Raw genomic sequence first — 26936 nt, forward strand, 5'->3', positions numbered from 1 at the left:
CGTGTCCTCTGTGTCCTCTGCGGTTTGATTTTCCGTTACCTTTGCGTAAGTCCTGTAAAGTTAATGCGCTGAAGCTTATCTATGCTAATTATTCTCATTATTATTGAGAGTTATTTTTAATAAGCTTGAATTACTTTACCCATAATGAATACACTGAAGCAATAGAGGGAGTATTAATAGAATTTATGAATCAAATGTAAGATGATAGCCTATACATATAGTTAATGGGAATTAATGTATTATTTTTTACTGTAAGTATAATTTCAGATTATCAATGCTGTATAAGCATCTGGGAACAAGCGATCGCTAAATTTCTATTTTTCACCCGTAATCTGTGCATATTCAGCATCATGGTCGGGCAAAATCCTCTCTACATCCCGTAGCTGAGGAATATAAAACCCAGCGCATCCAACCAGTAACATACACACTGCACAAATGACATATAACAGTGCAATTCCCGCACCTGCACTAGTACCAAATATTGTTACCAAAATTTCAGTACGACGATTACCTGCGGCTAATGCAGGGGTAAAGATTTTATCGGCTAAAGGGCCAGCGATTAAATAAGCTACTGCTGACCCAGATTGCATAACTAATGAATAAGCAGCAAATACCCTTCCTTGGACAGGGGGAGGAACTTTGGCTAACCAAATGGCGTTATCAGAACTACCGTTAAAAGGGAAATTGAAAGAAGAACAAAACTGTGCGGGTATCCAAATCCAAGGCGTTTGAGCTAAACCAAAAACAATTTTGCTTAATCCTGCACCAATCATTCCTAATAAAACACCGTTGATTTTCTTTTTAAAACCACCCCAGGTACTAATAATGATGGCTCCACTGACACCGCCAAAACCAGCCGCAGCCGCTAAACTGCCCAAAATCACAGTATCATTGTCGGTTCGAGATAAAATCATCGGTGTATAAAGAGAATCGCCAACATCATGGGCAAACCAAAACAAAACGGTGATAATTAAAAGAGCGAGTAAGCTTTTGCGTTCCAGCATGTAGCGAAAACCAAAACCAAAACCTTGCCAAATATGGGTGGAATTTTCATGTTCATCGCTTGGGGATGGTTTAGGGATGTGAGTAAAGAATAAACTACTAATAGCGATCGCAAAAGTAGAAATATCAATCAGCCAAATTCCCAACAAACCAATAATTGGATAAAGATATCCCGCTAAAGCAGGAGCAACAATATTACTTCCATAACTTGACAAAAATTCCAGACTGCTAGCACGGGTATAATGTTGCTTGGGGACTAATAACGATATTGTTGCGGCATAGGCTAAAGACTGAAACTGATTAAATGTCCCGACTACAGCACTAACTATATACAAATGCCAGATTTCCAGGTGATTTGTCAGATACAGCAGTATCATTGTGATTGTCATCAGAACTGCTACTGTGTCACCAATCATCATCAATAATTTCCGATTAAATCGGTCTATAATTACACCACTGATAGCAGCGATCGCAATTCCTGGTAGTAAGCTAAAAAAGCCTACTAGGGTGAGGGTTGTAGCTTTACCTGTAATTTCCCATGCCCAAATTGCGATCGCAAAGCGGCTCATACTACTACCAATGGTAGAAACCAATTGACCTACCCAGATCGTCAAAAAATTACGCATACTGCTGGGATTTGCTGATTGTGTCATTTAACCTCCTATTACTGGAACCTATGTCCGCAAAAAATCAGGTAGGGTCAAATGGCAGTTCGCCCCTACTGTTTTGATAAGCTATTATGTTTTCTATTTCGTTTCCAGCTTCCGACTGGAAAGGCGTATTGCGAGGCTTCGCCTCGGAAATTGATAAATTGAGGCAGAGCCTCATAAATCTACGCTCCCATGCAGAGCATGGGAGCTAGCCGCGATTAGTTCATTCAAAATTTCAAAATGTGACAAGCACCCGAATTTATTCGGGTAATATATCCAAAATTGTCTCGGTCAACAGTCTGTAGGGGCGGGTTAACCGAGATTTCTGTTAAAAATCGAAGATATTTGTGAACCCGCCCGTACAACAGTCAACAGTCAATATTCAACAGTTTTTATTGATTAATTACAGCAGGAATACAGGCAGAAAATGCAGAGTCTAACTCTTTGGGAAGTTCGTCCCAGTTAACCGCACCCAGAGGATCGCTAATATACATTTTTGTGAATTCTAGTAATGCGGAGGCATTTTCCTCATCAGCAGGTAAATCAACCAACATATATGTTGGTTTATCCGGGTGAGCAACAGCAACAACACAACCACGACAATTCCACAAACATTCTACAGGCTGAATTTTTAATTCTTCTGGGGCGAATTTCTTACTATATAAAGCAGTAATTTTGTCAAGTAAAATATTGCCATCATTAGGCTGATTTTCTGCTAATTCTGTTGATGAATGGTTACAAGATTCGCAAACGAATAGCGTATATTTATTCATTGGTTTAGGTATGTGAAAGTAATAGAGAAGGCAATTGTTTTAATATCAAAGAATGAGCCATAGGTGCGCCAATTACGTCACTCCAGAGGGTGTAATCTACAAAGTAAACTTTTCCTTCTTTCCATGCTCTTGAGTTGTGTAATATAGGACTTTCAGCCCATTTTTGCCTAAGTTCTTTAAAGGGAACGGTATAAGTAGATTCACCATTCCAATTGTCTAGCCAAGTATTAATAAGGATAATATCTGCATCTATTTGACCAAGGGTTTCTAGATTAATTTGCGGTCTTAACCCTAGTTTTTGGACTAAATCGAGAAGAAATACAGGCTGAAAACCTATTTTTTTCAGAAGTTCATTTGTATTTCCTTGGGATATCACCTCTATGTAATTCATCGAGAGACTACAAGCAATATTTAGCACTCGCGGATGAGTGCTGGCGAGTTGGGCTAATTCAGTCCGAACTTGAGCTATTTGTTGCTGTTGCGAGGTAATGATTGGGGAAATGTTTTTTTGAGTATCTAGTGCTTTGGCGACAATTTTAATATTGTCCTGCCATTTCTGCTCGCTATCGATGAAAACAGTGGGTGCGATCGCCGATAATAACTGATTTTCCTGATAATTTAAGCCGAGAATCAAATCTGGCTTGAGTAGAGTCAGAGTTTCTAAAGAGGGGCTAGAGCGATCGCCTAAATTAATCGGTTGACTGGTGACAAATTTACCCAGGTAGGGAATTTGTTTGCTAGGGTTGTCAAATTGACGCGATCGCACTAAATAAGCATCGGCGTAAGCTGCAGGTTGGACATCCAGGGCTAACATCAGACTCAGCATCTTTGGATCGAGAACCGCGATTTTTTCAGGCTTCCCGCAAATCTTGGTTTTTCCGGCTGCATGTTCCACAATGCGACAATCAGCAGATAGCGATCGCCCTCTTTCTATACTTCTACTGGGATTTTGGGGACTCCCACTATGACAAGCTGTAATTAAGATAGCTGTTACCAGAACCCAGCTAATGTATTTATATAAGAAAGCGATGGCTACGCCCGCCGTTCGCGTAGCGTCTCGTAGAGAAGGCATCGCTTTGCAGCAAGTTTCCAAAAACATGATTCCTTCTGCCTCTTGCCCCCTGCCTCCTGCCTTTCTTCCGCTAGAACTGAATTGAAAATGAGCCGATGACAGTAAAAGGTGCGCCAGGATAGATGATATTTCGGCTTTGAGCTGTCTCATAATAAGTCTCATTGAAGAGATTGCGGAAATTCAGTGCGAACCTCCAGTTATCCCGTTTGTAATAAATGGCTGAATCTGTGCGGAAATAGCTGGGTAAAACGCTGGTATTGTCCAAGTCGGCGTATCTATCTCCCGCATAGTAAAACCCTAAACCAAAGCCCAAACCTTTTAAATTACCACTTTGCAGTTCATAGGTTGTCCACAAACTAGCAGCGTTTTCAGGAACATTAATTAAGCGATTACCCACAGGAATGTTGTTGTCTTTCGAGGTAATCGCGTCGGTATAGGTGTAGGAGGCAATGATATTCCAACCAGGCATAATCTCGCCACCAATATCTAATTCAATACCTCTGCTTCTTTGTTCTCCCACCTGGATGGAGAGATCGGGATCGTTGGGATCGGATGTGATCACGTTGGTTTTGGTAATCTCGAAGGCAGCTAGGGTTGCTGAAAATCGTTCAGTGATATCTGCTTTGATGCCAACTTCATACTGTGTCCCTTCTGTTGGTTTAAAGGGTTCGTTTGTTGCGGCTGAACGACCGAGAAATCTATCGGGTTGAAACGATTGAGTGTAACTGGCATAAAGAGAAATCGGTTTCACTGGTTGGAAAACAATACCAACACGGGGGCTAAAGGCTGTGAGAGATTCTTCTTCAGGTGTGCCAAAGTCATCTTTGCGGTAGAAGGAGTCAAAGCGACCGCCAACTAAGACTTTGAGATTATCTGCCAAAGTAATTTGATCTTGGAGGTAAATCCCTAAAGTGTCTCTTTGAGTTGTGTAAGAGAAAGTACTTTCATCAGGCGTAGCAGGGAGTTCGACATCATAATTGGGATTAAAAATATCTAGCAGTATGGGGTCTGCCACATCGAATGATGTATATTTCCAAACATTTCGTCTTAACTCCACCCCAATTAAAGGTTGATGGACAATCGATCCGGTTGTGAATCGTCCAACTAATTCGGTTTGCAGGGTATAGATGTCTCGTTTGAATTCATCACGACTCACATAGATTGGGGCAAACTGGTCATCAACTAGGTCATAACCACCATAGGCATAAGTACCAGATGATTTACCAGAAACATAAGAGAAGGCATTACGTATTTGCCAATCATTACTAAATTTATGCTCAAGTCGATAGCCAACCCGAAGAGTACTATCGTTATAAACATGGGGTAAACCAACGAAGCGACTAATGGGGACAGGAGCAGGTCGATCGCCAACTGAAGGAAGCCCACGATCAAAGAGATAATCATTGTCCTGGTATTCCAAGTCCAGGCTTAAGGTAGTGCGATCGCTAATATTCCAGGTAACGACAGGTGCAATAAATACCCGTTCTAGAAAGTTATAGTCTCGAAAACTACCAGAATTTTGATAAGCCACGTTCAACCGATATAACAGCGAACCATCATCAGCGAGGGGCCCTGATAAATCAACACCAGAGCGATAAAAGGCATAATTGCCAACATTAAATTCTGCTGAATAATATGGACTACTTAGAGGTTGTTTTGTGACAACATTGATAATTCCTCCCGGTTCAGACTGACCAAATAGAACAGAAGCCGGCCCTTTGAGAACTTCAATGCGCTCGATATTTGCTGTATCTACCGAAGAGTAAAAGTCACTGTCAGAAAATCCATTGCGGAAATTTCCTTCCTGAGCAAAGCCACGAATATTATATCCACCCGCATCTGTACCTCCATAGTTACCGTCTTTGCGTACACCACTAACGTTCTCTAAGGCCTCTTGTATGCGCGTCGTTTTTTGGTCTTCTAAGATTCGACGCGGAATCACTTGAATTGAACCAGGAATATCTCGCAAAGGTGTATCAGTCTTGGTTGCAGTGGTCGCACTCGGTACGCGATATCCGTCTTCCTCCCCCGTCACCACCAATTCAATCGGCTCATCCTGCTGTGCTGCGGGTTGTTCTGGGGTTATTTGAGTTGCTGGTGGTTCCTGTGTTTGTGGTGTTGGGGGTGTTTCTGGAGCTTGTGCTGCTGTTGTTGCTGATGCTACTTCAAAAATTAACCCTGCATTATCATCAAATAACTCAACAGCAGGTAAAGATTTCTCACCTACCACCGTTAAACGCACAGTGGTTGCGTCAATATTAGCAACTGTTATCTCAGTAATTCCCGATATTGGTTTTTCCGAGCGATAGGTGAAACTATCTCCATTAGGCAACTGTAATTGCCCACCAGTAATATCTACAATAAAATTATTCCCCGTACTGCGATTGTTAACTTGCAGTTGCTCCCCTTGGTTGGTTTCTAAAATTACCTCTACCCCTTTGTCGGTGGCATTGGCTTTTACTCCTGTAATGATGACAGGATTTCCTTGAGTGGGTAGCTGTACTAAATGACTGGCATTGGTAGCCGGACTTTCAATATCACTCAGTTGAGAAAGATTTTTAGTAATTTCATCCTTTCCTAAATCCTCAGCTGTTGCGGGAGTGGAGAGTACAAGGGCGATACTAGCAAAGCTAACGGCTAAAGGCATCGTGCTTTTTAGCAACAAGCTTGGAAATAACTTATAAGGCTTCATCTTTGATTTTTAGCTTCTTACCAATGGGCTGGGGCAATTGTTTGTTGGGGAACGGTGTTTATCAATTTGATAGGTCGATGGTGATAGTTGCAAACATAAACCATTGTCATCTGCCTATAAGGAGGTAGATGATAGCGCTTTTTGATTACGGAAATAGGATGAGGTTTATATGATACTAATCACATCAGTAAAATCGCTGTTTCCTATTTGTATTTAAATTTTGGATGGCAAAATTCACAGAAAGGCTGGGAAATTTTTCACCATAGCTTTTCTGCACAAAGTATTATTAATTACTGTTGGCATCAAATGAATTATTGCTAACTATTCTCAGGATGATTATTACACGATCGCAACTTTTAAATCAATCATCAGACAAAGATAATAGTATTTATTGTCAATAAATCTCTACTTGGATGATGTCCGACAAATCACACTGAAGATGTCCACAGGGAGGATAACGTAGTAAAACGACGCGATCGCAAGTTTTTTGGATTGCTGCCCTTCATCAAAATGAAGGTTAGGTAGTTTACAAAACTATACGTTCCTCCAAATGGGCTGTAATTTCTTGTCTAGTTCGCCAAACCGGGCGTAACTGCTGGCGCGCAAAAAGTTGCAATTGATCGCCAACATGGGATGAATTAGGTTGAGTAGCATTACCATAGCTGGTCAGAGCCTTTGCTTTTACTGGTTGAGAAAACTCCACAGCCGCAACGTAAGAATCACCAGCAACGGCTTGAAAACGTCCATCGCCTGTTGGGGCAAAATTCAGGACGCGGAAAATACCTTGACGATCCTCCCCTCCATTAGCGGGCAAATCTAGACTGCCATACTTCAACCGGAAAACTTCACCCCAAGCTACATCTAGGGTTCCATAGGTCTTCTCTACTTTTGCTGCTACAGCTGATAAAGCTCTGACTGCACTTTCAGGATCGGCTAAACCATCGGGTGTTGTGAGTGGTGATTTTTCTTGCCAAGGAATGCTAAACGCTCGATCTAAATCTAGATTTTCAGCCCAGAAGTTAAACAGGACAGCACCTTTGCTATTTGCATTTGCTTGGCGATCCCACCCTGCTAAAACATCCGCAGCACGACGCGCTAATTCATCTCCTTGTTTTTGGGCGGCGGGAATCAAATCATCGAGAATTCTTTGAGCCAACTCCATTTGGGTAGAATGCTTGTAGGCAATCATTTCCTCAAAGGTAATACTTTCATCCTCAGCTAACATCTTGGCAGAACTCTGCGCTCGAAAATCCATTGGCCCCCGTGGAGCCATGTAAGAGGGATAATCTTCAGCTTTGATGGCGGTAGGAAAAGTTGTAGTCCAAGGTGGGTCATTAGCATTTTGCAGCCAACCGCTAGCTGGGTCAATGACTTTAGGTAAATCTTGGTAAGGGTGAATTTCAGTCCATAAAGTTTTGGATGTATCGCCAGGGATAATACCTTGCCAATAGGTAAAGTCTCCCTGTTGGCGTACAGGAACTAAGCCGTTGAATAGGTGCATAATATGCCCTTCGCGATCGGCATACATGACAGTAAACATAGGCAGTTGCAAACGTTGCAACGCCTTCTGAAATTGGGTGAGATTTGTGGATCTGGCCATATCCCACCATTGTTCTAAAACACCGGAACTGTTTTGCCCAACCACACACAGGGCTATAGCTTTACCTTCTTTGGTGTTGACTATAGGCCCGTGAACAGAACTTTTAACTGTAAATATTTGTTCGCGTAATGAGCCGTTTTTTTGCTTGACTTTTAATGAAAAGTTGGCAGTTTCCCAGGGGCGAACTTTGCCATCTAACAGATAGCCCTCGTTTTGCAATTTCAGTTCGTAGGCGTCCCAACCATCATGAGTATTGACAGTGTGAGTCCAACCTAAATTATCGTTGAAGGCGATCGCTAATACGGGAATACCCACCAATGTTGAGCCATAAGCATCGATTCCTGGCGCGGTAATTTGGGCTTCGTACCACAAAAATAAATCTCCCCAAGGTAGGTGAGGGTTAGCTAACAGCATCGCTTTGCCACTAGCAGACCTTTTTGGTGCGATCGCCCAACCATTAGAACCGGGAGCCGATTCTTTTGGGGTTATATCTGCTACTCGTTCAGGATCGACGATAAAGGTAAAAAGTAGTACCCGTTGCAGGTGGCTTAACACATCTTCCGGCGTGACAGGTAGTACTACTTTGACTTCAGGATCAATTAAATCGGGGTGTTTTTTGGCATAGGCGTTAATTCCTGCCACAAAAGCAGTGATATAACTTTGAAATGCGGGGCTTTGTGCTTGATACCACGTTTTAGCTCTTTTGGGTACGCCCATTGTCAGTACCCACTTATCTGAATCTAGATATTCTTCTCCCCAGTATTCAGCAGCCCGCCCCCGTGCTTGTCCGTAGAGGCGCAAAAGCAAGTTACCATGACTTTGCATTTGTGCCCAACCAAATGCGCGAAAAGCACCTTGGGCGTTATTACCGTAAATATGAGGTATACCGTAAGTGTCCCAAAGAATCTCTGTATTTTTAGCTGCAAAACTTATAGTTTGGCTACTGACTACCAAGGTAAATATGATGCTCAGTAGAAACGATAATAAGCTTCTTAGTCGTTTTTGCCATACCAAAGGTATGTCAAGCTGAGTTTTTGCTGTAAACAACATTTTATTGAGAGTCAAAGATTAAAGACTGCGATCGCCTGACACACAAATCCACCCGATCAATCATTGAAGCGATCGCTAAGTTGACATACTCCTGTCAAAGCCAGGGTTTTTTCTCCATAATGAAAGTTATTTGCAATAAAGATTAAAATAAAGTAGACTTCATGTCAAGTTTAATCAGTTCTCAATTACAAAGTTCTGAGCCGAGGAAGCCTCCGCTCAGACTTTGCGCTAAATTTATTTATGAAAGACATGAAAACATATTTTTTCGAGATGCATAGCGCTAGAAAAAATATGTCTTTGTCCAAAGCCCCTAATTTTAATTAGGGGGATTTCCCTGTTAGCTGTTCCCAGTTCACAGTTCCCTCTTAATACCTTTACTGCATAACAAATTTCTAACTTCTATTTCGCTTTTTTATCGCCTTGGATTTGGTAAGCGATCGCATAATTCTACTAATAATATTAGTAGAGGATTTTTTATTAGTAGAATGTCGTCTAGGAGCATTATTATTATCTTCTTGGATATCGGGAGCATTTAACGGCATAGCATTTTTAGTGGGACGAATACCACTGCCATATCTTCTTGCATAAACCTGGGTAAACTCAGCCCCAAAAAATAAAATCTGTGCAGCGTAATAAATCCAAGCCAAAATAACTACCAATGAACCAGCAGCACCATAAGTTGAACCAAAACTGCCGTTACCTAAATATTGCCCTAATAAAAACCTACCGATAGAAAATAAAACTGAGGTCAGAGAAGCGCCAATGATGACATCACCCCAAGTAATTTTCACATCAGGCAGAACTTTAAAAATTAGTCCAAATAGTACTGTAGTGATAGCAAAACCCAACAAGAAATTAACAAATTGCCAGATGAAGTCAACACCAGGTATCAGGTTGCTAAAGAAAGTCACCAGTGCTGATAATGCGGCACTAATTACTAGAGAAACTAGCAATAAAAATCCAATTCCCAGAACCAAAGCAAAGGATAAAGCCCTTTGGCGTACCATATTATTAACGCCTGCACCTGGTTTTGGTTTAACTTCCCAAATTGTATTTAAAGCATCTTGTAACTCGTTAAATAAACCAGTAGCACCTAATAATAAAACTAGGATACTAATAATTGAAGCGATGGTTCCAGTTTGTGGTTGGTTAGCATTTTGAATAGCGGTTTCAATAAATTCTGCGCCTGTTTTCCCAACTAAACCTTGAATTTGACGAACAATTTCACCCCTAGCAGCCTCTTCACCAAAAACTGCACCAACGATCGCAATTACAATAATCAGCAACGGTGCGATGGAAAAAATTGTGTAATAAGCTAATGCTGCTGCTAACCGCGAAGCCTTATCCTCACTCCATTCTTTAAAAGTTTCTTGGAATAATTTCCAAATTGCTTGCCATCTCATGGCATCAGTCTCCTTAACCCCAATATTTGCCTGCCTGAGATATATTGGATAATGATTGCCTTCTTTAAGTCATCTACCTAAAGGTATTTGGGCAACAACCTTGAGGAATAAAACATAAAAAATTCGTAATTCTAATAATTACGAATTACGAATTATAAATTAGGGACTTCCAAGTCAAAAAATATTCCATTACTATTTTTCACTGTTGACGGTTAACAGTTAACTGTCAACCGTCAACGACTTGAACGGAATAATTTATTTTTTGGAGTTCCCTTACATGTCTTCCAACTCCATACCTTTGGTTTCTTTAATAAAGAACCAAACAAAAAACAGCGAGATAGCCGCAGCGGTTGTATATAAACCATAAGCAGCACCGAGTCCAAAATATTGTAATATCGGTGGAAATGTCGTAGAAACAACGAAATTCGCTATCCACTGCATAGCAGCAGCTACAGAAAGTGCAGCCGCACGAATGCGGTTATTAAACATTTCTCCTAACAGCACCCAAACCACAGGCCCCCAAGAGAAACCGAAACAGAACACATAGAGGTTGGCAGCTACCAGAGCTATAATACCTGCATTACCTGTTAATGTTGGATTACCAGCAGCATCGGTGACAGCGTTACCAAAAACATAAGCCATTGTTCCCAAGGTAACAGTCATGCCGATTGAGCCTAAAATCAGCAAAGGCTTACGACCGAATTTATCAACGAATGCGATCGCAATCAGGGTAGTAATAATATTAACAGCACCCGTGATCACTGTAATCGTCAACGAATTCTGCTCAGAAAATCCGACTGCACGCCACAAAACACTACTGTAGTAGAAGATGACATTAATCCCCACCAACTGTTGAAATAGAGATAAGCCAATTCCTATCCACACAATCCGCAACAGTCCACCATGTCTAGTGAACAAATCGGAAAACCTCGGTTCCCGTTCTTGAAGTACTGTTTGGCGAATTTCGGCAATTTTTCCGACAACATTACCGCCCAAAATCTTAGTCAAAACATTAGCAGCTTCCGGTTCTCTTCCTTGCGCCACTAAATAGCGCGGCGATTCCGGAATCATCAAAGCCGCCATTCCATAAAGCACCGCTGGCGGAACTTCTGTCCAAAACATCCAGCGCCAAGCTGCAATTCCAAATAAAAACGGCGAACTTGCTGAACCTGCTGATACCGCAATAAAGTAATCACATAGCAAAGCAATGAAAATACCAACTACAATCGCGAGTTGTTGCAGAGATCCCAATCTTCCCCGCAAATTTGCAGGAGAACATTCTGCAATGTAAGCCGGCGCAATCACACTAGCCGCACCTACCGCAAGTCCACCCAATATCCGCCAAACAATAAAATCCCAGATAGTAAAAGCAATTCCTGAACCAATGGCACTAATGGTAAATAATACCGCAGCTGCTACCATTGCCTTAACTCGACCATAGCGGTCGGCTATTTTCCCTGCATAAAAAGCGCCAATTGCAGATCCTAATAATGCTAGAGAAACTGCCAAGCCAGTGATTACACTATTAGCATTATAAGTTTTAGCTAAAGCAGCAACCGCGCCATTAATCACCGCTGTATCAAAACCAAATAAAAACCCTCCCAGTGCTGCTGCACCAGCAATTAATATCACATAGAAGGTGTTGGATTTACGCCGAGTAGTAGTAGATGTCATAGTTATATTTTTGAAAAAATAATGCGACAGATTGTCAGGGCAAGGCAATGCCTTGACCTGTAAAATATATTGATTGGTCGCAAACATTATTTGAATTGGTATAAAGTCAAAAAATCACATCTAAAACCATGTAGAAATATAGCGATCCTATTTCAGTTGTGAAAAATATCGGTTTTGGCTGTTGACTGTTGACTGTCAACGGTTAACAGTCAACAACCCTACATGGAAACACTGCTGCAAGTAATTTAAGATGAGATCCTAAAAATTAGGAAGCCACCCTATAGCTCGCTCAAAGTTTCTCGCTGGTGATTTTGCTTTATCAATCTAGACTAGCGTTTTATTAATATCAATAAAATATAAAAATAGTGAGATTTTATCTCAATCTAAAGTTAGATGTTTGCTTACCTAATATTGTTTATATCTAAAGTAGAAAAGCAAATATTCTTATCTCAATTTTAACAAGATATTTTAAGAAATATTACAAAAGATACAAATGTTTGCGACTAATTTGCGACTAATCAATATACTCTTGAGGGCAAGGCAATGCCTTAACCCTAAAATCTGTCGTCTTCTTTTATGACAAATAACTAATTTTAACTAACGCCGTAAGCTGCGGGGGTCGAGTGCATCCCTTAGCCCATCTCCGAGTAAATTAAAAGCAAGCACTGTGAGAATAATTAACAATGCTGGCGGCCAAATTAGCCAAGGTTGCAGTACCAAAATTGAAGCATTACTGGCTAGGGAAAGCATATTACCCCAAGATGGGTCTGGTTGTTGAATTCCTAAACCGATGAGACTTAATACTGCTTCGGCGCTGATAAAACTGGGAACGGCTAAGGTAGCAGAAATAATTACATAGGTAGCTGTTTGTGGCAAAATGTGACGGAGGATGATATACAGTGGTTTACCTCCCATTGCTCTTGCTGCTTGGACGAATTCTCGCTCTTTAATTGATAGTACCTGACCGCGAATTACTCTAGCTAAACCTGCCCAGCTAATTACTGAAGTAATTACTACAATTAATAAAAAGCGTTGGCTACTGCTTAAACCACTTGGTAATACTGCACCTAAAGACACCAGTAAATAAATGCTGGGGAAAGTCATTAGCACTTCTGCTAAGCGCATGATAATGGTATCAATTATGCCGCCAAAATATCCAGAAATACCGCCAATCAGTAAACCTAGGGGGTAGGTGATAATGACACCAAAGATACCAATAAATAAGCTAATGCGACCGCCATGCATTAAACGGCTGAATTGATCGCGTCCTTGGTCGTCAGTACCCAAGATGTTAAATTTTGCTTCTCCTGTAGTGCCAAACAAATGCCAATTTAAGGGTATACCAGGAATAATGGTGACTTCGTCCCACTTGGGCGGTAGTAATAAACTTAATTTAAACAGGTGGTATTCTGGGCCTGAGGCAAATAGACGCAGTGGTGAAGGTTTTTTAAAGTCTACTATGATTTGGCGATCGCCTGTTTCTAAATTCGTGTCGCCCTGTGTTGTGGGATAAATATGGGGGCCGATAAACTGTCCTGAGGGTGAAGCCCAATAAATCTTAGTTGGTGGTAGCAACGAACCATTCGCTTGTGACGCATAAGGATCGTAAGGGGCGACAAAATCCGCAGCAATTACCGCTATATAAAAAATTAATAGCGAAATTGCCCCAAATCGTGCCAAAGGATTCTTTTTTAGTCGTTGCCACCAATCCATAGTTTTAATTAAAAGTCAAGGGTCAATAGTTAATAGTCAAGGGTTAAGGGTTAATAGTCAAGCGTCCATAGTCAAAAGTCCACAATCTAAAATTTCTTAAACAATGCCCAATGCCCAATGCCCAATGCCCAATGCCCAATGACTAATGACTATTAACCAACAACCTCAATTCTTCCTGTTGTTTTTCATGTTCTACGACAAAAACATTAGAATAAAGATTAGCTAATATTTGTTTACCTTGCTGGGTTAAGGCTAGGTAACGTAATGCATCTTTTACGTAAGGATATACCCCATTCCAATAAAACTTAGCGTAATTTTTCCGCAGATCGCCAGGATTCTGATAGCCTAAGACTTTATTCATCCCAGTTTCTTCAAACTCATAAAATAAAGAAGTAATTTTCTTTAAATAACGCGGATCGCTTAATTGTCCAATTAAGTCAGCAGCCCTGACTAACCCGGCATAATTAATTGTATCTTGATGATCTTCTGCTTTGGGAACGGGAAACCTAGTTAATTCAATATTTGACTTAATAACTTCAGCATCAATTAATTTATGTCCGCCAAACCGTTCATCAATAAATAGCTTACCCCGATCCACATGATAAGGTATGAGGCTGGCATCAGAAGCACCAACAGGCAGAGAAATCATATCGTTATTTTTACCTGTGGCATATAAGCCTTCAGCTTCTTGGTCTTGGCGACAAACTCCTTTAACATAGCCAATATCATGACAAACTAAAGAAATAATAAAATGTAACCAATCGTCACTGGAAACCCCACCCTCGCGGATATGTCTACCTCGTAAAATTTCTTGACCTACCAGGGTAACAAGAATTGTATGTTCAACGTTATGATATAGGGCATCACTATTGGCAATATTTTCTAAAGCCATATTACCAGCCCAGGCAATGATATCTTGATAATCATTTTTGTAAGCGCCATAGGTACGACGATAGCCTTCACGAAGTTGATTAACAAAGGCATCAATTAATATTTCTGTAGCATTGAACATCTGTGTTTACTCTCTTTGTTAAGAATTTATTGATTATTGGCAAAAATGCTAGATTAGTTTCGCCTGAATGGAATTGACAATAATATAGCTTTTCTCCTTTGGTATCCTATGAGCTTGCTTTCTATTGGTCTATTTTTCCCATAAGATAGCCTATCCTTTCATGTTCAGACAAAATCAACAATCTTTGTTGATGGTTGACTGTTGACTGTTGACTGTTGACCCTTCTGTGCGAGACGCTATGCTCAGGGTCAAGGTTTCGGCTACGCTCAGCCTTGACTGTTGACTGGTCAATTTTAGTACCCAAAATGCCTTAACGAGTTCTTAAAATGCCTTAACAAGTTCTGGAAACGCCTTAACAAGTTCTTATTTTGGTGTTTTCCGCAAGTGAAATGCCTTAACAAGTTCTGGAAACGCCTTAACAAGTTCTCATTTTGGTGTTTTCCGCAAGTGAAACGCCTTAACGCTTACTCATTTTGGTGTTTTCCGCAAGTGAAATGCCTTAACGCTTACTCATTTCGGTGAATCACGCACTCATTTTGGTGTTTTCCGCAGGTGAACACCAAATCACATTCTTAATTAACTAATTTACTTACTTATATCAGTAATTCACTTACTTATTACAGAAATATCTGTGTAGCAAAAACCATTGCATATTTGCCCAAATCCTCCCAGGCTAATATATAAGAAAGTTTTTTAAAGTAAAGGTTGGTAACTGTACTGAAGAATAAGGTGTAAATTATGGCTCGTCAAAAAAGAAGCTCTAAAGTATTACAAAGAGCAGTTCGTCGTGCGGCTAGCCTTCATTCCATCGATGCAAACTTAGATGTAGGCAATGGACTGACTTTACCAGGCTTTTCCAGTCTCATTGAGAAGATGCGAACTCAAGAATATGCATACAATAGCGCTCTTTCTAACTTAGATAAGTTATACCGGGAAATGCTAGAAACCGAGCGCGAATTGGGAGACATGACAGAACTTATACTGTTGGGAGTTGCCACAAAATTTGGCAAAAGCAGTTTTGAATACGGTATGGCAGGCGGAGTACCTAAAAACGGGCGTCGCCGGGTAAAAAGAAGTGAGTCATCAGTTCCCATCCCACAGGAAACAGCATTCATCGCTGATTTCACAAGCAACGGCAATGGTAAGAATGCAGCGGGTTTAGGAACTTCTCATTAAAAAAATATTCTATTGCTATTGTTGACGGTTCACAGTCAAGGCTGAGCGGAGTCGAAGCCTTGACTCTGGCGTAGCGTCTTACACAGAAGGGTCAACAGTCAACCGTCAACAGTCAACCGTCAACAGTTAATTGCACATTAACTACTAAAAATGTTCAATTAATCCAGTGCAAATACTTATTGACAATATTTTGATTATCTAAATATATTGCAAATATTATTCTACTGTCATAAAAATACAGCCGATGTGATGTTTGTAGGCTGATATATATTGACAATTACAGCTTCAAAAAATTGATCTTTTTATATTTCTTCACAAATATTCAACTTTATTTAAAAAAACTATTAGAGTATTTATATTACAGGAGATAAAAGTATGAATGTGAGTGACGAAAGTTCATCAGAAGTGGGAATGGAAGACGCTTTAAAGGCTGATGATGCTGATGTTGGGCAAAAACTCAATTCTCGGTCAAATCGCCTGTGGTTAAAGCCTTTATTACTGGGTACTGGTTTAGGGTTTGCGATCGCAATTGGTGGTGTGGGTGCATTCAAGCATAATACAATTCCTCAACAAAAGGCTGTTGCGAATAATCCCGCATCTCCTGCTAAGCCTGCGATGACGGTAACTATCGCCGCTGTAGAACCTGCGAGTATAGCCCAGAAACTCAATACTACTGGTACTATCGCCGCATCAGATTTAATTCCTGTTTTACCTCAAACCAATGGACTGCAAATTAGACAAATTCCCGAAAATATTAAAGAAGGGGCTTTTGTCAAAAAAGGTCAAGTCTTGGCAGTGTTAGATGATTCTATCCTCCAGACTCAAATTATCCAAGCGAAAGCAGATGTCCAATCCAAGCAAGCAGATGTGGAATCTAAACAAGCAGATGTGACATCTAAGCAAGCAACTGTTTCAGCAAATCAGGCGATTGTCAACCAAAGACAAGCAGACTTAGCTCAAGCAAAAGCACGGTTGGAAGAAGCAGAGAAGAATTTTCAGCGTTATCAACAACTTGCAGCTTCTGGTGCAATTAGTCAACAAGAACTTGATACTCGTTCCTACACTGTGAAAACTGCAACTGAAGCAGTGCGGGTTGCTGAGGAAAATGTCCGTAGCGCTCAAGCTAATGTGGGTAGTAGTCAAGCAAATATTAGTATTGCTCAAGCGAATGTGACTAAAGCGCAAGCTGATGTGCGTAGTAGTGCGGCGCGAGTAGGACAATTACAAACCCAATTAGGACAAACCTTAGTATTAGCGCCTGTTTCGGGAATTATTGCCGAAAAACTCGCCAGAGTTGGCGATGTCACCGGGATACCACCGCAAACCCAAGTAGGAAATATTATTGGCGGAACACAAAAGCTGTTTTCAATTATTCGCGATCGCCAATTAGAATTGCAAGCGAAAGTCCCGGAAATTCAACTTCCCTTAGTGAAAGTAGGCGCAACGGTAGAAGTATCCTCTGATTTGAATCGGCTTGTGAAGTTGGAAGGAAGAGTCAGAGAGATAGAACCGCTGGTAAACGACCAAAGAAGGGAAGCTATTGTCAAAATCGACTTACCAGCCACAAATTCACTTAAACCTGGGATGTTTGCTAGGGCGGCGATTACCACCAATAACGCTATGGGGATGACAGTACCACAAAAAGCTGTCCAACCCCAACCTGACGGCAGCACAATTGTATTCATGCTATCGGGTGAAGACATTGTCCGCGCTCAGAAAGTAGAACTAGGAGAACCTATAAACGGTAACAGAGTGGAAATCAAAAGCGGGTTAAAAATAGGCGATCGCGTAATTGTTAAAGGAGCAGGTTATCTCAAAGATGGTGACAAAGTTTTGATATCCCCTGAAGGATAAAGGATGAGATCCAAAGTCTGAAGTGAAAAGGTCATATATCAACCCCCTGTAGTGAACTTTTTTGCCCTCAATCCAAAATCCAAAATCTAAAATCTAAAATTTGCCGATGTCTTTTAATATCTCTGCTTGGTCGATTAAAAAGCCTGTTCCGACGATAGTTTTATTTTTAATTCTGACGATAGTTGGGTGGTTCTCCTTCACTTCCTTAGGTATAGATACTAACCCCAACGTTGATATTCCTGCTGTGACAGTTACCGTCACTCAACCGGGTGCAGGCCCAGCAGAACTTGAATCTCAGGTGACAAAGAAGATTGAAGATGCTGTGGCGGGATTGGGTAATATCGATAACATGATATCGAGGGTTACTGATGGTAATTCCACAACCACGATCAGTTTTTTGTTGGGTACAAATAGCGATCGCGCTACCAATGACGTGCGAAATGCGATCGCCCAAATTCGCCAAAGTTTACCCCAAGACATCAACGATCCAGTAGTCCAACGTTTAGACTTTGCTGGTGGGGCGATTATGACTTATGTAGTCAAGTCTGATCGCCGTTCTGTGGAAGAATTAAGCAACCTCACAGACCAAACTATCAGCCGCGCCTTGTTAGCAGTTAAAGGTGTCGCCCAAATTAAACGTGTCGGTGGAGTTGATAGAGAAATCAGAATTAACCTCGACCCCAATCGCTTACAATCTTTAGGAATCACCGCCACCCAAGTAAACGACCAAATCCGCGCTTTCAACATTAACCTACCCGGTGGACGTGCAGAATTAGGCGGTAGCGAACAAAGTATCAGGACATTAGGTAGCGCCGCTAGTGTGGATGTTTTGAAAACCTACGAAATTGTCCTCCCCGGAGGCGGTTCTGTACCCTTGTCCAGCTTAGGAACTGTCGAGGATCAATTTGCTGACATCCGCCAAACTGCACGCTTGAATAACAAACCGATTGTAGCGTTTCAGGTTCTCCGCAGTACTGGTAGCGTTATGGTGACAGTGGAATCGGGAGTTAAAGCCGCAGTTAAAGAACTAGAAAAAACCCTCCCCCCAGATGTCAAGCTAGATTTAGTCTTTACCAGAGCTGATGTAGTTCGCCAATCCTATGAAAGCACCATCGATGAATTAATCCAGGCTTCAGTGTTGGCGGTCATCGTTATCATGGTATTTTTACGCGACTGGCGCGCTACATTAATTACCGCCGTTGCCCTCCCCTTATCCATAATTCCCACCTTTGCCGTCCAGCAAGCATTAGGTTACACCCTCAACAACATGACCTTGCTAGCCTTAGCCCTAGCAGTCGGTAACCTAGTCGATGATGCCGTCGTGGAAATTGAAAACATGGAACGGCACATAGCAATGGGGAAATCACCTTTGCAAGCTGCTTATGATTCCTCGGCCGAAGTCGGATTAGCAGTAGTCGCTTCTGCCGCCACGATTATTGCTGTATTTATGCCCGTAGCCTTTATGGGTGGAATTCCAGGACAATTTTTCCAACCTTTTGGCGTTACCGTTGCCGTTTCCACAATTTTCTCCACCTTAGTCGCCCGGATGGTTACACCCATGATGGGGGCGTATTTGCTTCAGGATAAAAACCAAAATCAGAAACAGGCAAGATTTACCCAATTATTCAACTTTAAATTAAAACTACCCACGCAGCGCCAGAAAAACAAGAAACTTAGCACTATCAAGCCCCGGACTTTTCAGCCTTATAAGTCCATGTTGCAATGGGCACTGCGTCATAGATTAACCACAATTGCGATCGCGATCGCCTTCTTCATGGCTAGCTTGATGCTAGTTCCCTTAATTCCCAAGGGGTTCGTTGATGATGGCGATTACGGACTTTCTAGTATTTCTATAGAAATCCCCCCTGGTTCTACCTTGGCAGACATGAATCAGGTAGTAACCCAGACAACCAACATTCTCCTAGAAAACCCGTATGTTGCCCAGGTAGTAGCCACTGAAGATTTAAATACAGCCACCCTTGCTGTTAATCTCAAACCCAAAGAAGAACGCAAGATATCGCAAAAACAATTTGAGGAAGAAATCCGCCCCTTATTCCAGCAAATACCAGGAGCGAGAATCAGTTTCCAAAGCCAAGTACCAGGGGATAGCCGTAAAGGTTTATCAATAGTTCTCCGAAGCGAAAATCCCGAAGCCTTAAGTCAAGCAGCAGAAGCACTAGAAAAGCAGATGCGCACCTTACCCGGATTAGTGGAAGTCTCTTCTAGCGCCAGTTTGGTGAAACCAGAAATTCTCGTCATACCCAATCCCCAACGCGCTGCTGATTTGGGTGTCACCGTACAAGCGATCGCCCGTACCGCCTCCTTAGCGACAATTGGTGATAACGATGCCAACTTAGCCAAATATAATTTAAGCGATCGGCAAATCCCAATTCGCGTGCAAATCGATCCCAAAGCACGCGCAGACATCAACAATATCAAAAATCTCCAAGTTCCCAGCCAAAATGGTAGCTTAGTTCCCCTGCTTGCAGTTGCAGATATCCGCTTTGGTAGCGGCCCTGCAACAATCAACCGCTACGATCGCGCCCGTCAAGTTGCAGTCGAAGCAAACCTACAAGGTATCGCCCTGGGAGAAGCAGTCCAAGCAGTCAATAAACTACCGATCATGCAAAACTTACCCCCAGGAGTAGTACAGCAACCCTCTGGTGGTGCAAAAATCATGCAAGACATCTTTAGAGGTTTTGGTAGCGCCTTAGGATTAGCAATTTTGTGCATATATGCAATTCTCGTATTGCTATATAACAACTTTCTCCATCCCTTCTCAATTATGGCAGCCTTACCCTTTTGTTTAGGCGGCGCACTAATAGCCTTAATGGTAATGCAAAAACCCTTAGGACTCTATGCCTTAATTGGAATTGTACTGCTATTAGGAATTGTCACCAAAAACTCAATTCTATTAGTAGACTATACAATCATCAACATGGAAGAAGGCAAAAGCCAACGTCAAGCACTCATCGAAGCTGGCGTGTCACGCTTGCGCCCAATCATGATGACCTCGTTAGCAACAATCGCTGGTACTCTACCCCTAGCCTTAGGAATCGGTGTCGGTTCCGAAGTCCGTCAACCGATGGGAATCGCCATCATGGGTGGCTTTACAACTTCCACACTGCTGACATTGGTGGTAGTACCCGTAATATTTAGCTATATTGACAACTTCCAAAGCTGGATCATGAATACCTTGCGCTACGGCTTCGGCAAAAAACCACCCCGCCCTGCATCCAGCGAACATGAAGTCATCAGCCTACCATCAGAGCGCGAAAAATCTGCCTCTTAAATTCAACTTTGGCAAATTATGCTATAATAGCACCTAGCTTTATCTTAATGGCTAGCTGCTGTTTGCGGGTGTAATTCAGTGGTAGAATGTCACCTTCCCATGGTGAACGTCGTGGGTTCGAGTCCCATCGCCCGCTTTTGATTCAAATGTACATTAACTAATTATTTGTCACTGTTAACAGATTAATGTCATTTTTAACTAATTGATGTCACTGTTAACAAATTAATGTCCTCTTCAACAACTAACTTCCTTTTATTCTATGCTGAAACTGATGCGATCAACTCCAATGGTTGATTCAGCCTCTACAAGAATAAAAATTGGGAAGGTGACATTCCTTTCAACCCACCTCTTTAATTTGGTACTTACATAATAAAGTTTGTTTGTCGCAACTGGCTCTTTGTTGCAGAAGCATTTGAAACCATAGTTCGCTAGTGTGAAAAAATCTACCCAAGCTTCAACCCGCCTCAAGCGGTGAGGGGTATTGAAACTCTAGAGCATCTATCTGCTCATAGCTGAGGTCTAGCTTTCAACCCGCCTCAAGCTGTGAGGGGTATTGAAACGGCAATTTTTCGGTGATAGACGGGAATAATGTTTACTTTCAACCCGCCTCAAGCTGTGAGGGGTATTGAAACTACATAATTAATCAATATTCTTATCCCGGTGCATTCTTTCAACCCGCCTCAAGCTGTGAGGGGTATTGAAACTCCAGCGCCTCAAATCCTTCACTAGCAACGACTCCAGAAGCATTTTTGTCAGAACTGCCAAAATCGCCTGTCACTTAACAATTGAAAAACTAAATTAACTGACACAATAAAAGCTACAAGCCTTAATCAATAAGCGATTTGAAGTTTTGGCAGATACCCAGGGAAATTGACCCCGCTTCGATTCGCCAAAAAATAATTAAGGTGGGTTCCTCCTTGGTCGGAGGTGATTCAGTAGCCACCACTGCGGTAAACCCGCACCTCTATTACTGGGGGCGCACCTTATTCCTATCCACAAGGGATAGCAGCATCAAGGTGGGCAGCTACCAGGGTCAGAAAGCAAGACTGTCTTCCAACAGTCAAACTAACCCACATTTTCACAGCACAGCGGCTTTATACAAGCATGAACTGCGGCGCTATTACTGATACTTATTCTATTTTCAAGGTTCGGTGTTTTGTCAATCAGCTTTTTTGGCGGGAATGGTAAGCTGCGATCGCTAATTCTTTAGCTTTCTGGTGTGGGCTACCCCGAATTGCCTGTTTTGCCTCCTCTATAACAATTCCAGCTTGAGCAGCTGACGAGTGAATATTTGCAATCAATCTACCGTAGCTCCACTGATGGACGCTCACTCGGTACTCTTTGGCATACTTTTTTTGTACTTCTATAATGTCTGATTTCTGTTCAGCTTTGGCTTGAATCTCACTTTGAATTTGTTCTCGTTTATTGTCGAGATTAGGGATCACAATACTACCAGCCTTATATTTTTGTGCGATCACTACAATCTCTTTAGCCAATAATCTGTCCACATACTGCCCTAACTCTGTTTCTCCCATTTGATTCGGTGCAGCCAGAGTTTGAGCTACCTGACGTTTGTGGGATAAGGTGTGTTTTTCTTGCCGCTGTCGATTGAGAAGTTTGTAATTACTCCCCAAAAGTTGTTTAATACTGCGGAAAGTAAGCACTTTACCTGTAGAGCCATCAACAACTGCTACTGTTGCAGGTTTTTCGAGACCAATGCTGACACCGACAAGAATATGAGATTGCCCTTTATATAAGGGCTTGCTGGGACGAGGGAAGGGGTTATTAATTCTAGCTAATGTGGAGTTTTGTCTTGTGATAAGTAAGTCGGCGTAAAAAAATCAAACTATGTTAAGATAAGTAAATACGTAGGATGTATCTACTAAAGTTACCTGTATATGGGCGCTCGTTTAAGGGTATTCCTCACTCGTGAACAAAACCGCACTCTGCTAAACCTCAGAACTGCTGATGTACCCCAGAAAGTCAAAGACAGAGCAGAAGTGGTCAGATTAAACGCAAATGGCTGGTATGTAGAAAAGATCGCATTTCACTTTAATTGGACTGAGCAGACGGTGAGAAGTGTTTTGCATAATTGGCAGAAGCTAGGTGTAGAAGGGCTTTGGGAATTACCCGGTCGAGGGGTAAAACCAAAGTTGAAAGAAGATGACATTATATTTTTGGAAGAATGCCTGAGAAATGAACCACGCACGTACAACAGTCATCAACTTGCTCAAAAATTAGAACGCGAACGCAAAATTCAGATGAGTCCCGATAGATTAAGACGGGTACTCAAAAAAAGGGGAGCCAGTGCGTTGGGCGGCTCTGCCGACTTGAAGCAACTGGCGTGGTCATTTGGAAGCGTGGAAGGAAGAGCAACAAAGAAAAACAAGACCCAGTAGTACGCGAACATAAACAAGCAGACCTTGAAATGCTAGAACTAGCTGCTGCGACTAGAGAAATTGATCTAAAGTATTTGGACGAATCAGGGTTTTGTGCATGGAGCGAACCGGGTTACACGTATTACTTCAAAGGCGAACAAAAGCATTTAGAACAGACTAATCGTCGCGGTCGTAGATTAAGTATTATTGGTTTTTTTCAGCCTTTAATTAGTTTTATTTACGGTTTAGTTATTGGGGGCGTGAAAAGTGTTTCTTACATTCAAATGATGGAACGAGAAGCTCAAGAAGCCGAACAAAGTGGACGCCTAAGAGTCATAGTACAAGATAACAGTTCAATACATCGATGCAAGGAAGTTCAGCACTTATGGTCAAAATGGGAAAGCCAGGGTTTGTATATCTTCTTTTTGCCTAAATATTGTTCACAAATGAATCCAATTGAACTGGAATGGCAACACCTCAAAAAGGATGAATTATCGGGGCAAATGTTTGATGATGAGTTAGACCTCGCCTACGCCGTAATCGACGGGGTTCAGGCTAGGGGAGAGCGAGGAAGCTATACAACAGAGCGTGTTAAATTTTACTCCAATTCCTCTTCTTAACTTTTCGTTACACACTTAGAAATTTTTCCGCTGACTTACTTAAGACAATGTTTGGTAACAAAGCTATAAACCCGTTAGTCATGCTTTGAACTTTATCCCAAGCTGCGGAGATTTCTGCATTCATGAAGTTTCCTCATTAATTAATCTTTGCTAACGTCAACGCTGTGAATTTTGATGCAATAATTCTTGAATTTCCTGCCGCAACGCTGCGATTTCACTCTGAAGCATTTGAATAGATTTCGCTCCAGCTAACTCTGCTTCATCATCATCGGCATCACGGCCAATAAAAAACGTCGCTAAAGTTGCAGTGACATAGCCAAACACGGCAAACGCATATAACGCTAAGAAAAAACAAAGCACCCGTCCTTCGGGTGTTTTGGGCGAATAGTCAGAACCCATCGTTGTCATGAGCATTGCTGTCCACCAGAAAGCAGTGCTGTAATCGTGCAGCCCTGATTCCACAGGAACTTCGTTTTCAAATGCATACATCCCTGCTGCTCCTATCACAGTAACGATCGCAGTTAATGCCACAATATAACCAAACCCTCGACGGCTAATACTTGCTCCTAAAACCCGCATTCCTCGGTTAGCACGAGTCATGACTCGCAACAGTTGTAGCCCTCGTACAACCCTGGTTGTTCGTAGTATCCGTATAACTCGTATAATCCGAAAACTACGCAGTGCTGGCAACATTAGAGAAATAGCTGTTAGCCAGTTGTTTTTGATATAAGAAATTTTATGAGGAGCGATCGCTACTTTCAGGAGAAAATCTAAGATAAAAATAATCCAAATAGTGATGCTAACGGCTTCCAGGAAAGGGTTTAACCCCCAGACTATCTCGATTATGAATAGTGCCAGCCATACAAAACCCAGCACCAGCATTGGAATTTCTAGCCAATCTTCCAACTGTTGCAAGACTTCGCCGCGTTCTTTTTCTAGGGCTTGCTTTTGGGAAAGCTTCAGACTACTCATAAATGGGCTTATTGTTTACTCGCAGGTGGTTCTAGCACGTTGACATCAACTAAAGGTGTGACATTTAAATCCTGTTTCAATAATTGAGCTTGAATTGATTGGGTGAGGCTAGAACCTATTTCTTCATTAGACGCTGTAACCCCCGGTTGACGCTGCACATAAACAACAGATAGCAGGGTATCCTGACCTGTAATGTTGGATCGTGTGAAGCGCACATTCGACTCGACCAATTTTGCTAAACCAACTTGCTCTACAGTTTTCTGGACTTGGGCGTTAGCACGTTGGGCAAGGCTAGAGCGTTGGAGATTGGGAGAATTGGAGAACTGCCAAGTTAGTAAAAGAGCCAATGCGATCACTGTTATCGCCAAGGCAATAGTAAATACCCGTTTTTTACCACGCTGATAGCGAGTTGCTTGAGGAGACAGCCCATAAATTCGGAACAAGAGGGCTGCTGAAAAGTTGATGCCACATAGTTGCAAAAACAGTAAGAACAGTCCCGAAATTGCCATATCCCACCGACCAATTGCACTTGCCATACCCACAATTCCCGCAGGTGGAGCTAAGGAAGCAGCAACTAACATTCCGGTTGCTGCCCCAGAGACTAAACTACTCCGGTCTGACTGAACCAAGGTGAGTGCTCCGGCGGCTCCGGCTACCAATGGTAAAATCACTGCCACTGCTGAAATCTGGCTACTGTCTAGCATTAGACTAGTGGGAATTTCTTGCCTTAAGATTAGGCTAAGTAGCCAAGTAGTAGCAATTGTGACTGATAAAGCAGAAAAATATCGTAAAATACTCCGCCCTAAGAGTTTGCGATCGCCCCATGCAGTTGCGATCGCTGTATTCATCGCCGGGCCTGCAAACGGAGCAATCAGCATTGCCGCCACTAATAAGTAAGTTGTATTAGTATACAAGCCAATCCAGACCACAAAGCCTGCAAGCGATGCATAACTAAGAAAACCTCGCCAAGAGCCAACACTTTGCAAACCAGAAAGAAAAATCTCAATCGGACTGCGTACTTCCACATCCACAACTTGCTGGGCTGCTTCCGATGCAGGTGGTTGCAGAGCGATCGCACCAGTTGGTATGAACGTGATGTGTACTTTGGGCAAGTCTTGCAATTCCTCTAGAACTTTCCCAACTTCTCGATTAGAAACGTGAACAATCACCACATCAATGGGTTCTTCTGCATTTCCTTCAAATCGTGCCAGATTTGTGCCGTTATGAGATTTGGCAATATCAATAACTGCTTTTCCATTTCCTCGTGGTACTTGGATAATGAGTTGACGCATTTTACCCTCCTACAGCTAACCATGTTGCTTTTTAAGGCGATAACTCTACTACCCAAAGAAATATTTTTTTTTAAATGTATCTCATACTCAATCAACATTGTTTTGATTTATTGCTTGGTTTGGGAAAATTGGTATAGCAAAAGGTTTCATTACATTATCGTTTTAGATTTACATTAAATCTAAATAGTGGAAAACACGTGAAGGAATCAGCTATTTTTTTCATTTCTTACCCAGGGTTTAATTTTTATCGGCTACATTGAAAATTTTGATGTCTGTATGAATTATTCAAACGCTAATTCAAACACCTAAAATTTTATTGTTTCGCTTAATCCATTAGATATTTCTTAATGAATAAGTAGAATCAGCCTATAGTAGTATTTTAAGATGTATTAGAAATCTATCCCCGAAATCTGCACTATTTAATAATAGTATCGAAGCATTAGAAGAATGATTGATTGAAAAAAAGGGGACATAGATTGTGATGCAGTTAACAAAAGTGGTTCTTCGGTTAATTTTATGGATAATTAATAGTAAAATGCCAGTTTAATAAACTGCGTAATCTAAAATTACTAAAGTTACGAAAGCCATATCCAAGCCTTTTAATTAACTTGAGTTTATTATTAATTTCTTCTACAATACCACTCGTAAAATTATAGTCACTATATTTCAGTAAATTCTAATAATTACCATAAAACTACCGGAAGAGCCAGT

14 protein-coding genes, 1 tRNA gene, 3 pseudogenes and 1 CRISPR repeat array are annotated in these 26936 nt (G+C 41.6%); of the genes and pseudogenes, 5 read left to right on the forward strand and 13 right to left on the reverse strand.

The annotated features are described in order from the left end of the window. Positions 1–314: 314 nt before the first annotated feature. The 9 genes from H6G41_RS11465 to H6G41_RS11505 form a co-directional block, all read right to left on the reverse strand. Positions 315–1655 carry an MFS transporter gene (locus tag H6G41_RS11465; RefSeq protein WP_242037890.1) on the reverse strand — a complete coding sequence of 447 codons (1341 nt, stop codon included), beginning with the start codon at positions 1653–1655 and terminating at the stop codon, positions 315–317. A 389-nt stretch (positions 1656–2044) separates the two neighbouring features. Continuing rightward, positions 2045–2425: a DUF1636 family protein gene (locus tag H6G41_RS11470; protein WP_190746321.1), complete on the reverse strand. Its 381-nt coding sequence runs from the start codon at positions 2423–2425 to the stop codon at positions 2045–2047. 4 nt (positions 2426–2429) lie between these two features. Next, complete coding sequence (locus H6G41_RS11475; protein WP_190746322.1) at positions 2430–3497, reverse strand: iron-siderophore ABC transporter substrate-binding protein; 1068 nt, start codon at positions 3495–3497, stop codon at positions 2430–2432. Positions 3498–3567: 70 nt separating this feature from the next. Then, positions 3568–6189: a TonB-dependent siderophore receptor gene (locus H6G41_RS11480; RefSeq protein WP_242037891.1), complete on the reverse strand. Its 2622-nt coding sequence runs from the start codon at positions 6187–6189 to the stop codon at positions 3568–3570. A 526-nt stretch (positions 6190–6715) separates the two neighbouring features. Beyond that, complete coding sequence (locus H6G41_RS11485) at positions 6716–8839, reverse strand: acylase (protein WP_190746323.1); 2124 nt, start codon at positions 8837–8839, stop codon at positions 6716–6718. Positions 8840–9231: 392 nt separating this feature from the next. Then, positions 9232–10242, reverse strand: coding sequence for a YihY/virulence factor BrkB family protein (locus tag H6G41_RS11490; RefSeq protein WP_190746324.1), 1011 nt, complete (start codon positions 10240–10242; stop codon positions 9232–9234). Between the two features lie 273 nt (positions 10243–10515). Next, positions 10516–11916 (reverse strand): sugar porter family MFS transporter, encoded by a 1401-nt coding sequence (locus H6G41_RS11495; RefSeq protein ID WP_199316130.1) that lies wholly within the window; start codon positions 11914–11916, stop codon positions 10516–10518. 597 nt (positions 11917–12513) lie between these two features. Beyond that, complete coding sequence (locus tag H6G41_RS11500) at positions 12514–13629, reverse strand: ABC transporter permease (RefSeq protein WP_190746325.1); 1116 nt, start codon at positions 13627–13629, stop codon at positions 12514–12516. Positions 13630–13771: 142 nt separating this feature from the next. After that, on the reverse strand, positions 13772–14641 hold the full coding sequence (locus H6G41_RS11505) for an Npun_R2479 family HD domain-containing metalloprotein (RefSeq protein WP_190746326.1): 870 nt from the start codon (positions 14639–14641) through the stop codon (positions 13772–13774). 738 nt (positions 14642–15379) lie between these two features. Between H6G41_RS11505 and H6G41_RS11510 the strand changes: the two genes are divergently transcribed. From H6G41_RS11510 to H6G41_RS11525, 4 genes are all read left to right on the forward strand, one after another. After that, positions 15380–15817: a hypothetical protein gene (locus tag H6G41_RS11510; protein ID WP_190746327.1), complete on the forward strand. Its 438-nt coding sequence runs from the start codon at positions 15380–15382 to the stop codon at positions 15815–15817. A 375-nt stretch (positions 15818–16192) separates the two neighbouring features. Further along, positions 16193–17671 (forward strand): efflux RND transporter periplasmic adaptor subunit, encoded by a 1479-nt coding sequence (locus H6G41_RS11515; RefSeq protein ID WP_199316131.1) that lies wholly within the window; start codon positions 16193–16195, stop codon positions 17669–17671. Between the two features lie 106 nt (positions 17672–17777). Then, positions 17778–20963, forward strand: a complete 3186-nt coding sequence (locus tag H6G41_RS11520) for an efflux RND transporter permease subunit (RefSeq protein WP_190746328.1) — start codon at positions 17778–17780, stop codon at positions 20961–20963. 64 nt (positions 20964–21027) lie between these two features. Further along, positions 21028–21099, forward strand: a tRNA-Gly gene (locus H6G41_RS11525). A 315-nt stretch (positions 21100–21414) separates the two neighbouring features. Continuing rightward, a CRISPR array of direct repeats spans positions 21415–21668; the repeat unit is 38 nt; unit sequence CTTTCAACCCGCCTCAAGCTGTGAGGGGTATTGAAACT. A gap of 458 nt (positions 21669–22126) precedes the next feature. Here H6G41_RS11525 and cas12k read toward each other — a convergent pair. Next, a pseudogene (gene cas12k / locus H6G41_RS11530) lies at positions 22127–22783 on the reverse strand (type V CRISPR-associated protein Cas12k); the annotation flags it as partial. A gap of 78 nt (positions 22784–22861) precedes the next feature. Between cas12k and H6G41_RS11535 the strand changes: the two are divergent. Next, positions 22862–23961: pseudogene (locus H6G41_RS11535) on the forward strand (IS630 family transposase). Positions 23962–24117: 156 nt separating this feature from the next. Here H6G41_RS11535 and H6G41_RS11540 read toward each other — a convergent pair. The 3 genes and pseudogenes from H6G41_RS11540 to H6G41_RS11550 all read right to left on the reverse strand — a co-directional run. Beyond that, positions 24118–24933 carry a potassium channel family protein gene (locus H6G41_RS11540; RefSeq protein ID WP_190746329.1) on the reverse strand — a complete coding sequence of 272 codons (816 nt, stop codon included), beginning with the start codon at positions 24931–24933 and terminating at the stop codon, positions 24118–24120. An 8-nt stretch (positions 24934–24941) separates the two neighbouring features. Then, on the reverse strand, positions 24942–26225 hold the full coding sequence (locus H6G41_RS11545; protein WP_190746330.1) for a TIGR00341 family protein: 1284 nt from the start codon (positions 26223–26225) through the stop codon (positions 24942–24944). A gap of 514 nt (positions 26226–26739) precedes the next feature. Beyond that, positions 26740–26889: pseudogene (locus H6G41_RS11550) on the reverse strand (transposase); the annotation flags it as partial. Between the last annotated feature and the right edge of the window lie 47 nt (positions 26890–26936).

It is taken from the genome of Tolypothrix sp. FACHB-123, from assembly GCF_014697075.1.
Taxonomy (GTDB): Bacteria; Cyanobacteriota; Cyanobacteriia; order Cyanobacteriales; family Nostocaceae; genus Aulosira.